This is a genomic window from uncultured Amaricoccus sp. (genome assembly GCF_937858865.1).
Classification (GTDB): Bacteria; Pseudomonadota; Alphaproteobacteria; order Rhodobacterales; family Rhodobacteraceae; genus Amaricoccus.
This window is the reverse complement of record NZ_CALLYO010000347.1, coordinates 1-9780: the sequence shown is the minus strand read 5'-3', so window position 1 is coordinate 9780 and position 9780 is coordinate 1. Positions and strand designations below refer to the sequence as shown.

At 71.9% G+C, this 9780-nt stretch carries 9 protein-coding genes and 1 pseudogene; 8 read left to right on the top strand and 2 right to left on the bottom strand.

The window, feature by feature from the left end; all coding sequences use genetic code 11:
- The 8 genes from Q0112_RS09970 to Q0112_RS09935 form a co-directional block, all read left to right on the top strand.
- On the top strand, positions 1-918 hold a 918-nt coding region (locus Q0112_RS09970; protein ID WP_297974668.1), incomplete at its 5' end, for an ABC transporter substrate-binding protein.
- A 125-nt stretch (positions 919-1043) separates the two neighbouring features.
- Positions 1044-1958 carry a branched-chain amino acid ABC transporter permease gene (locus tag Q0112_RS09965; RefSeq protein ID WP_297974666.1) on the top strand — a complete coding sequence of 305 codons (915 nt, stop codon included), beginning with the start codon at positions 1044-1046 and terminating at the stop codon, positions 1956-1958.
- Complete coding sequence (locus Q0112_RS09960) at positions 1958-2938, top strand: branched-chain amino acid ABC transporter permease (RefSeq protein ID WP_297974664.1); 981 nt, start codon at positions 1958-1960, stop codon at positions 2936-2938. Before Q0112_RS09965 ends, Q0112_RS09960 begins: the two co-directional genes overlap by 1 nt.
- A complete protein-coding gene (locus tag Q0112_RS09955) occupies positions 2931-3683 on the top strand; it encodes an ABC transporter ATP-binding protein (protein ID WP_297974661.1) in 753 nt (250 codons plus the stop codon). Before Q0112_RS09960 ends, Q0112_RS09955 begins: the two co-directional genes overlap by 8 nt.
- Positions 3680-4366, top strand: coding sequence for an ABC transporter ATP-binding protein (locus Q0112_RS09950; RefSeq protein WP_297974658.1), 687 nt, complete (start codon positions 3680-3682; stop codon positions 4364-4366). Before Q0112_RS09955 ends, Q0112_RS09950 begins: the two co-directional genes overlap by 4 nt.
- Positions 4367-4369: 3 nt before the next feature.
- Complete coding sequence (locus Q0112_RS09945; protein ID WP_297974655.1) at positions 4370-4789, top strand: thioesterase family protein; 420 nt, start codon at positions 4370-4372, stop codon at positions 4787-4789.
- The gene (locus Q0112_RS09940; protein ID WP_297974651.1) at positions 4786-5181 is read left to right on the top strand and encodes a RidA family protein; all 396 of its coding nucleotides are present in this window, start codon (positions 4786-4788) and stop codon (positions 5179-5181) included. The genes Q0112_RS09945 and Q0112_RS09940 overlap by 4 nt, the downstream gene beginning before the upstream one ends.
- Positions 5182-5283: 102 nt before the next feature.
- Positions 5284-7680, top strand: coding sequence for a caspase family protein (locus tag Q0112_RS09935; RefSeq protein WP_297974649.1), 2397 nt, complete (start codon positions 5284-5286; stop codon positions 7678-7680).
- 610 nt (positions 7681-8290) lie between these two features.
- Here the strand turns inward: Q0112_RS09935 and Q0112_RS09930 are convergent.
- Both Q0112_RS09930 and Q0112_RS09925 read right to left on the bottom strand, forming a co-directional pair.
- On the bottom strand, positions 8291-8815 hold the full coding sequence (locus Q0112_RS09930; protein ID WP_297974646.1) for an NADH-quinone oxidoreductase subunit B family protein: 525 nt from the start codon (positions 8813-8815) through the stop codon (positions 8291-8293).
- Between the two features lie 8 nt (positions 8816-8823).
- Positions 8824-9780: pseudogene (locus tag Q0112_RS09925) on the bottom strand (hydrogenase expression protein HypE); the annotation flags it as partial.

Genomic DNA, 9780 nt, shown 5'->3' with positions numbered 1-9780 from the left:
ATCGCCGACAAGATGATCCAGTCCGACCAGGTCGACATCCTGACCGGCATCATCTTCTCGAACATCGCCCTCGCCGTCGTCCCGGCCGCGGTCAAGCAGGGCAAGTTCTACCTCTCGGCCAACGCCGGCCCCTCGCAGCTCGCCGGCCAGGGGTGCGACGCCAACTACTTCAACGTCGCCTACCAGAACGACAACCAGCACGAGGCCGCCGGCGAGTACGCCAACACGCTCGGCTACAAGAAGACCTTCATCCTCGCCCCCAACTACCCGGCCGGCAAGGACAGCCTCAACGGCTTCAAGCGCTTCTACAAGGGCGAGCTCGCGGGCGAGCTCTACACCAAGCTCGGCCAGACCGACTTCGCTGCCGAGATCGCCCAGGTGAAGGCCTCCGGCGCCGACAGCGTCTTCTTCTTCCTGCCGGGCGGCATGGGCATCTCCTTCATCAAGCAGTTCGCCGGCTCCGACACCGGCCTGCCGATGATCGGCCCGGGCTTCTCCTTCGACCAGGACGTGCTCGGCGCGGTCGGCGAGGCGGCGATCGGCGCCCACAACACCGCCCAGTGGTCGCCCGACCTCGACAACGAGGCCAACAAGGCCTTCGTCGCCGCCTTCGAGGCCGAATACGGCCGGCTGCCCTCGGTCTACGCCAGCCAGGGCTACGACACCGCCCAGCTCATCCTCTCGGCGAGCGCCGCGGCCGACATCGCCGACCACGACGCCTACCACGCGGCGCTGAAGGCGGCCGACTTCCCCTCGGTGCGCGGCAACTTCAGGTTCGGCAACAACCAGCACCCGATCCAGAACTTCTACGCCCGCGAGGTCTTCAGGAACGACGCCGGCGTCATCACCAACCGCGTCGTCGGCACCGCCTTCGAGGATCACGTCGACGCCTTCGCGGGCGAGTGCCCGCTGCCGTGAGCCCGCCGCGGGGCCGGCGACGGCCCCGCCAGCCCGAAAACACCCATATGGATTCCATACGGATTCCATACGCTGAAAATCCTGTCTTTCCCGCCCCTTGCACCCCTTTTGCCCGGAAACCGTCCATGACCGCCACTCTCCTCATCGAGCAGGTGCTGAACGGCCTCCAGTTCGGCACCATGCTCTTCCTCATGGCCGCCGGCCTCACGCTGGTCTTCGGCGTCATGGGCCTCATCAACCTCGCCCACGGCTCGCTCTACATGGTCGGCGCCTTCGCCGCCGCCACCGCCGCCGCGGCGACCGGCAACTTCCTCCTCGCCCTCGCCGCCGCCCTCGCCGCCGCCGCGGCTGCCGGCGCCCTCGTCGAGATCGTCGTCCTCCGCCGCCTCTACAGCCGGGACCACCTCGACCAGGTCCTCGCGACCTTCGCCCTCATCCTCGTCTTCTCCGAAGGCACCCGCTGGCTCTTCGGTTCCTTCCCGCTCTATCTCGATGTTCCGAAAGCACTTTCCGGCACCGTCCACCTCGGCACCCTCTCCTACCCCCTCTACCGCCTCGCCATCATCATCGTCGGCATCGCCGTCGCCCTCGGCCTCTACCTCCTCATCAACCGCACCCGCCTCGGCGTGCAGATCCGCGCCGGCGAGGCCGACCGCGAGATGATCGCCGCCCTCGGCATCGACATCGCCCGGCTCTACACCATCGTCTTCGCCCTCGGCGCCGCCCTCGCCGGCCTCGCCGGGGCGCTCATCGGCCCGATCCAGTCGGTCCAGGTCGGCATGGGCGAGCCCGTCCTCATCATGGCCTTCGTCGTCGTCGTGATCGGCGGCATCGGCTCGATCAAGGGCGCGCTCGTCGGCGCCATCCTCGTCGGCATCACCGACACCCTCGGCCGCTTCCTGCTGCCCATCGCCCTCGCCAGCGTCATGGACCAGGCTTCCGCCACCACCATCGGCTCAGCCCTCGCCTCGATGCTCATCTACATCCTGATGGCCGTCATCCTCGTCTGGCGCCCGACCGGCCTCATGGGAGCCGCCTGATGTCCCGCGAAACCATCCTCAACCTCGTCGTCCTCGCCGCCCTCTTCCTCGTCGCGCTCGCCGCCTCGCTCTCGGGCCAGCCCTACCTCGTCACCCTCGCGACCAAGGCCACCATCCTCGGCCTCGCCGGCATCGGCCTCAACCTCGCCCTCGGCTACGGCGGCCTCGTCTCCTTCGGCCACGCCGCCTTCTTCGGCATCGGCGGCTACGCCGCCGGCATCCTCGCCTCCGCCGCGCAGAACTACGAGCCCCTGATGACCTGGCCCGTCGAGCTCCCCGGCACCACCTCGATGCCGATCATCTGGCTCACCGCCGTCATCGCCGCCGGCCTCGTCGCCCTCCCGATCGGCGCCCTCTCGCTGCGCACCGGCGGCGTCCACTTCATCATGATCACCCTCGCCTTCGCCCAGATGGTCTACTATTTCGCCATCTCCTGGCCGGCCTACGGCGGCGAGGACGGCCTCTCGATCTACGTCCGCAACACCCTCGGCACGCTCGACACCATGAGCCCGTGGACCTTCTTCCTGATCTCCTACGCCCTGCTCCTCCTCGTCCTCGGCCTCGTCCTCATGGCGACCCGCTCCCGCTTCGGCCTCGCCCTCGCCATGGCGCGGCAGAACCCGCTCCGCCTCACCTCGATGGGCGTCCGCCCGTTCAACGTCCGCCTGACCGCCTTCGTCCTCTCCGCCATGGCCGTCGGCCTCGCCGGCGCGCTCTACGCCGACCTCAACCGCTTCGTCTCGCCGACCATGCTCTCCTGGCACCTCTCGGGCGAGCTCATCGTCTTCGTCATCCTCGGCGGCGTCGGCCGTCCCTGCGGCCCGCTGATCGGCGCCGCCCTCTACGTCCTGCTCGAATCCGAGCTCGGCCGCCTCACCGAATACTGGCAGCTCCCGCTCGGCATCATCCTGCTCCTCGTCGTCCTCTTCGCCCGCGGCGGCGTCATCGGCCTCGTCACCGGGAGGCGCTCCCATGCCTGATCCGATCCTGAAGATCATCGGCCTCGAGAAATCCTTCGGCGCCCTCAAGGCCACCAACGGCGTCACCCTCGACCTCTACCCCGGCGAGATCCACGCCCTCATCGGCCCGAACGGCGCCGGCAAGTCGACGCTGATCAAGCAGATCGTCGGCGAGATCCGCCAGGACACCGGCACCATCGCCTTCGAGGGCCAGTCGATCGACCACCTCGACGCCGCCGACCGCGCCCGCATCGGCCTCGCCCGCACCTTCCAGGTCTCCCAGGTCGCCCCCGAGCTCTCGGCGCTCAAGAACGTCATGCTCGCGGTCGAGGCGCGCGAGGGCCGGGTCTTCCGCTTCTTCCGCCCCGTCAACCGCGACCTCGGCCTCACCGACGCCGCCATGGCCTTCCTCTACGACGCCGGCCTCGGCGAGCGCGCCACCGTCCGCGCCGGCGATCTCAGCCACGGCGAGCGTCGCCAGCTCGAGTTCGCCATCGCCCTTGCCATGAAGCCCAAGGTCTTCCTGATGGACGAGCCGATGGCCGGCCTCTCCCCCGACGGCTCGAAGCGGATGACCGCCTTCCTCGACAAGCTCCGCGCAACCGCCCCCATCCTCCTCGTCGAGCACGACATGGAGGCCGTCTTCGCCCTCGCCGACCGCATCTCGGTCCTCGTCTACGGCCAGGTCATCGCCACCGGCACCGTCGCCGAGATCCGCGCCAACCCGGAAGTCCGCACCGCCTACCTCGGAGACGAAGCCGCATGACGACGCTCCTCGAGCTCAAAGGCGTCACCGCCTTCTACGGCGCCTCCCAGGCCCTCTTCGGCATCGACCTCGACATCGCCGAGGGCGAGGTCGTCGCCCTGATGGGCCGCAACGGCATGGGCAAGACCACGACCGTCCGCACCATCTCGGCCCTTCTCCGCCCGCGTGAGGGCGCGATCACCTTCGCCGGCCACCCGACCCGCGGCCTCGCCGTCCACCGCGTCGCCCGCCTCGGCATCGGCCTCGTCCCCGAGGGCCGCCGCTGCTTCGCCCCCCTGACGGTGGAGGAAAACCTCGCCGCCGCCGCCCGCCCCGGCAGCTGGACCCAATCCCGCGTCGAAGAACTCTTCCCGCGCCTCGCCGAGCGCCGCGCCCAGTCCGCCCGCACCCTCTCCGGCGGCGAGCAGCAGATGCTCGCCATCGGCCGGGCGCTGATGACCAACCCCCGCCTCCTGGTCCTCGACGAGGCGACCGAAGGCCTCGCCCCCGTCGTCCGCCAGGAGATCTGGGCCGCCATCCACGCGCTGAAGGGCCAGCTCGCCATCCTCGTCATCGACAAGACCCTGAAGGAGCTCTCCCGCGTCGCCGACCGCTGCTTCCTCATCGAGCGCGGCCGCACCGTCTGGACCGGCACGCCCGCGGACCTTACTCCCGAGCTCACCGACCGCTACCTCGGAGTCTGACGAATGGCCTTCACCACCACCCACATCGTGCGCTTCCAGCACTGCGACCCGGCGGAGATCGTCTTCTATCCCCGCTACTACGAGATGCTGAACGCGACGATCGAGGAGTGGTTCGAGACCCGCCTCGGCGCGAGCTTCGCCGAGATCCACGGCTCGATGGGCATGGGCGTCCCCACCATCGCCCAGGAGACCCGCTACCTCCGCCCTTCGCGCCTCGGCGACCGGCTCGACTTCACCCTGACTCCGGTCCGGCTCGGCGGATCGAGCCTCACCCTCTCGGTCGAGGCCGCCTGCGCCGGCGAGGCGCGGGTCAGCTTCACCACCACCCTCGTCTGGTACGCCAAGGCGGACGGACGCCCCCGCCCCTGGCCCGACGCGCTCAGGGACGCCATCGGCAAGGAAATGGAAGGAGACGCCCGATGATCGAGACGATCCAGCCCGACGGATGGAAGGCGCCCAAGGGCTACGCCAACGGCATGCTCGCGGACGGGCGCCTCTACATCGGCGGCCAGATCGGCTGGAACGCCGAGCAGGTCTTCGAGAGCCACGACTTCGTCGGCCAGATGGAGCAGGCGCTCGCCAACATCGTCGCCATCGTGCGCGCCGCCGGCGGCGAGCCCAGCCACATCACCCGCCTCACCTGGTACATCACCGACAAGAAGGCCTACGTCGCCCGCCAGCGCGAGGTCGGCGAAGCCTACCGCCGCGTCATGGGCCGCCACTTCCCGGTGATGACCATGGTCGTCGTCGCCGGCCTGATCGAGAACGAGGCCCTGGTCGAGATCGAGGCCATGGCCGAGCTCGGCCCCCGCTGACCCCGCGCGGGCCGGCGACGCTCCCCGTCGCGCGCCGGCCCGCGAACGTGCTATAGTGGCGCCGCCGTGGTGGGGAGTCCCCTCGGGGACCGGGAGCGAGCCATGCCGATGCGCGCCGCAGCGGGAGCCCGGGCCGGGGTCCTCCTCCTCGCTGCCGTCCTCGCCCTCGCCGCCCTGCCCGGGGCCGCCTCCGCCGCTCCGGTCCCCGGCAGCCTCGGCGAGGCCGCCCCGAAGCGCTTCGCGATCGTCGTCGGCAACGGCAACTACAGCACGGCCCCCGACCTCGGCAACGCCCGCGCCGACGCCGAACTCGTCGCCGATTTCCTCGCCGAGCAGGGCTACGTCGTCTCGAGGCACATCGACCTCGACAAGGCCGGCTTCGAGCAGATGCTCCAGCGCATCCTGCTCGAGATCGACAAGGACAGCGAGGTCGTTTTCTACTACGCCGGCCACGGGGTGCAGATCGGCGGCGCCAACTACCTGATCCCGACCGACGCCGCCTTCCGCGACGCCTACGACCTGCCCTTCGAGGCGGTGTCCGTGACCACCATCGTCAACGTCATCGGCGCCCGCGCCCGCACCCAGGTCGTCATCCTCGACAGCTGCCGCTCCAACCCCTTCGCCGGCGTCACCGTCCTCGCCGACATCACCCGCACCCCGACCGAGCCCCGCGACGGCTTCACCGTCCTCACCGCGCCCGTCAACTCGCTCCTCGCCTTCTCCACCTCGCCGGGCGCCAACGCCTACGACGGCACCGGCCCGAACAGCCCCTTCACCGCCGCCCTGATCGAGGGCGCGCGCGCCACCCCCGACGAACCGATCGGCACCCTCCTCGAGGCGGTGCGCCGCCAGGTCTACACCCGCACCGACGGCCTCCAGGTCCCCTGGGAGAGCTCGACCCTGGTGCAGTCCGTCTCCTTCGGCCAACCCGCGCCCGGCACCACGGACGGCGAAGCCCGCCGGTCGTGGATCAGCCAGGCGGCGCCGGACGGCGTGACCCTCGACCCGCCGGCCCGACCCGCGCCCGACGCGCCGATCGCCCTGACCGCGCGCCTCGACCAGGAGATCCTCCTCGGCCCGACCCTCGTCGCCGCCCTCGACCTGCCGCCCGAAACCCCGGTCGAGATCGCCGCGTCACCCAAGCACGGCCGCCTCCTCATCGCGCTCAACGACGGCCTCCGGGTCGACGCCGCGCACCAGGCCGGACTGACCGCCGGCGCCCTCGCCACCCTCGCCTACGCCCCCGCGCCCCCGCAGGCCGACCCGCCCGAAACCGACGGCTTCACCCTCGCCGCCGTCGGCGGCACCCGGGCCGTCGCGCTCACCCTCGAGATCGACCCCTGCGACCGCGCGGCCGCCGACCACCTCGACCCCGAGGGCGTCGGCCCAGGCCGCTACCCCAACGAGATTGACCCCGCGACCGCGCTGCCCGCCTGCCGCGAGGCGGTGGCCCGCGCCCCCGACGTCGGCCGCTTCCACTACCAGCTCGGCCGCGCCCAGCTCGCCATGCGCGACTTCGACGCCGCCAAGGCCTCCTTCGAGCGCGCCCGCGACCTCGGCCATACCCGCGCCTTCGTCGCCCTCGGCCTCCTCGCCGCCAACGCCGACGCCCGCTCCCGCGGCCTCGGCGACGACGCCCCCGCGCCCCCCGAGGCGCTCGCCCTCTTCCAGCAGGGCATCGAGGCCGGCGACCCCTATGCGATGCACTCGCTCGGCCGCGAGCTCCTGCGCCACGGCCCCGACGAGGAGACCCGCCGCCGCGGCTTCCGCCTGCTGCAGCAGGCGGTCGAGCTCGGCCACACCTTCTCGATGAACGAGCTCGGCGCCTACTACATGAACCCCGACTCGCCCGACGCCGACCCGCCCCGCGGCCTCACCTACATCCGCCAGTCCGCCGGCCGCGGCGACATCTACGGCTACTACAACCTCGGCCTCGTCTACCGCGACGGCCTCGCCGGCCAACCCGTCGACATGTCCGAGGCGGTCGACTGGTTCGAGAAGGCCGCCGCCGGCGGCCACCCGGCCGCGCCCGGGACGCTCGGCCGCCTCTGGAACAGCGGCGCCCTCGGCGAGCCCGGCCGCGACGCCAACGCCATCGCCTGGTACGACCAGGGCCTCGCCCGCTGCGACAGCTGGAGCGGCGCCCACGCCGCCTGGATCATCGCCAACCGCGCCCCCGTCGGCTATCTCCCGCGCGACGCCGCGATCCGGGCGGCCAAGGCCGCGGTGCTGAGCGGCAGGGACTCCGCCGCCGAGGCGCAGAGCCTCCTCGCGACCCTCGACACCGAGGCGATCGACGGCGCCGCGCAGATGCTGGTGAACGCCCTCGGCGGCGAGGTCACGGTCGACGGCGCCTTCGGCCCGGCCAGCGTCGCCGAGATGCAGCGCGCCCTCGCCGCCGCCGGCCTCGCGCCGCCGCAGGGCACCCCGACCGACCGCCTCCTCACCCTCGCCCGTGCCTACTGGCAGGACGAGCCCTGCCGGGTCGACCTCTATTGAACGCCCCGCCTTTCCGGTCCGGCCGGATGCGAAAGCGTGCCTTCCATGATATCCTTCAGGCGGGCGCCCACCGCCTTTTCAGTACACCTCTCTTTTTATCGGAGGAATTTGCGATGTCGTTGCCGATCTCCATGCTGCGTATTTCCGCCGGCGCCTGCTCCCTGGCCCTCCTGACCGCATGCGTGGTCCCGGTCGGAGCCACCTATTCGACCGCCCCCGTGGTCCAGCCCGCCGCGCCCACCGCCACCGCCCGGCCGGCCGACCCCGCCCCGGCCTCACGCCTCCGGCGCCTGCCGCCCCCGCGCTCTCTACGCCGGAGGAACCGACGGCGGCAGCCGCGGCGGTGGCAGCTCGGGCGGCGGCGGCAGCTCCGGTGGCGGCGGCAGTTCCGGCAGTAGCAGCTCCGGCGGCAGTAGCAGCTCCGGCGGCGGCAGCTCGGGGGGCGGTGGTAGTTCCGGCGGTGGTAGCTCCGGCGACGGTGGCAGCTCCGGCGGTGATGGTAGTTCCGGCGGTGGTGGAAGCTCTGGTGGTAGCGGCAGCTCCGGTGGTAACAGCTCCGGCGGTGGTGGCGGGGACGACTCCGGCGGCGGGTGGCAATAGCCTCGGCCGTTCAGCCGGACCCGCCCGCTGCCGCCTCGACCAGCGTCAGGAGCCCGCGCAGGATCGCCGTCGGTTCCGGCGGGCACCCCGGCACGTGCAGGTCGACCGGCAGCACCGCATCGACCCCGCCGACGACGGCATAGCTGCCCGCGAAGCAGCCCCCACCCCGCGCGCATTCGCCGACCGATACCACCCACTTCGGACGCGGCATCGCCGCCCAAGTCCGCTCCAGCGCCTCGCGCATGTTCTTCGTCACCGGCCCCGTCGCCATCAGCACGTCGGCATGCCGCGGCGAGGCGACGAAGTGCAGCCCGAACCGCTCGATATCGTAGAAGGGATTGCTGAGCGCGTTGATCTCGAGCTCGCAGCCGTTGCACGACCCCGCGTCCACCATGCGGATCGCGAGGCTCCGCCCCAGCCGCCGCCAGGCCGCCCGCCCGAGCGCCGCGGCGAGCTCCGGCGAAACCGGCTCGACCTCGGGCGCCGGGTCGGTCAGCGGCCGATGCAGCAGTCCCTGCAGCAGGTAGCGGCGCATGGCTCCCCCTAGAGATCGTGCCCGGAATAGGCGCAGTTGAAGGATTTGTTGCAGAGCGGGAAGTCGGCGATGATGTTCCCCTCGACCACCGCCTCGAGCAGCGGCCACTGGAACCACGACGGATCGCGCAGGTGGCACCGCTCGACCAGCCCGTCCCCCCCGATCCTGAGCCAGACCAGGATGTCCCCCCGGAACCCCTCGACCACCGCCAGCCCCTCCGTGCCCTCCGTGGCCACCGGCACCTCCGCCCGCAGCGGCCCCTCCGGCAGCCGATCGAGCGCCGCGGCGACCAGCCCGAGGCTCGCCTCCACCTCGCCGATGCGGACGCGGACCCGCGCATCGACGTCCCCCTCGCCCAGCACCGGCACCGCCAGCTCGACCCGGTCGTACGGCGGATAGACGAGATCGCGCCGCGCGTCGAAGTCCCGCCCCGCCGCCCGCCCGACATAGCCCCCGGCCGCGAAGCGCGCGGCCAGCGCCGGCGCCACCCGGCCGGCACCGACCGTGCGGTCCTGCAGCGACGCCGTCTCGTCATAGAGCCTGACCAGCCCCGGGAACCGCCGCCCGATCTCCCCGAGCACTCCGCGGATCGCCGCCACGCCGCCGGCGTCGAGATCGGCCGCGACCCCGCCCGGCACCACCCGGTCGCGCATCATCCGATGCCCGAAGGCCGCCATGCTCGCCCGCAGCACCCGCTCGCGCAGCGCCCCGCATTGCGCCAGCATCATTGCGAAGCCGGCGTCGTTGCAGATCGCCCCGATGTCGCCGAGATGGTTCGCCAGCCGCTCGAGTTCGGCCATGACCAGCCGCAGCCACAGCGCCCGCTCCGGCACCGCAACCCCGAGCGCCGCCTCAACCGCCTGCGCGAAAGCCCAGGCATAGGCGACCGTGCTGTCCCCCGACACTCGCCCGGCCAGCCCGGCGGCCCGCGCGAGCGTCGCGCCCCGCATCAGCCCCTCGACCCC

Bases quoted from the DNA above. Each gene is read 5' to 3' on its own strand.
- Q0112_RS09950 (WP_297974658.1), top strand. From the start codon at position 3,680: ATGACGACGCTCCTCGAGCTCAAAGGCGTCACCGCCTTCTACGGCGCC.
- Q0112_RS09940 (WP_297974651.1), top strand. From the start codon at position 4,786: ATGATCGAGACGATCCAGCCCGACGGATGGAAGGCGCCCAAGGGCTAC.
- Q0112_RS09935 (WP_297974649.1), top strand. From the start codon at position 5,284: ATGCCGATGCGCGCCGCAGCGGGAGCCCGGGCCGGGGTCCTCCTCCTC.
- Q0112_RS09960 (WP_297974664.1), top strand. From the start codon at position 1,958: ATGTCCCGCGAAACCATCCTCAACCTCGTCGTCCTCGCCGCCCTCTTC.
- Q0112_RS09930 (WP_297974646.1), bottom strand. From the start codon at position 8,815: ATGCGCCGCTACCTGCTGCAGGGACTGCTGCATCGGCCGCTGACCGAC.
- Q0112_RS09965 (WP_297974666.1), top strand. From the start codon at position 1,044: ATGACCGCCACTCTCCTCATCGAGCAGGTGCTGAACGGCCTCCAGTTC.
- Q0112_RS09945 (WP_297974655.1), top strand. From the start codon at position 4,370: ATGGCCTTCACCACCACCCACATCGTGCGCTTCCAGCACTGCGACCCG.
- Q0112_RS09955 (WP_297974661.1), top strand. From the start codon at position 2,931: ATGCCTGATCCGATCCTGAAGATCATCGGCCTCGAGAAATCCTTCGGC.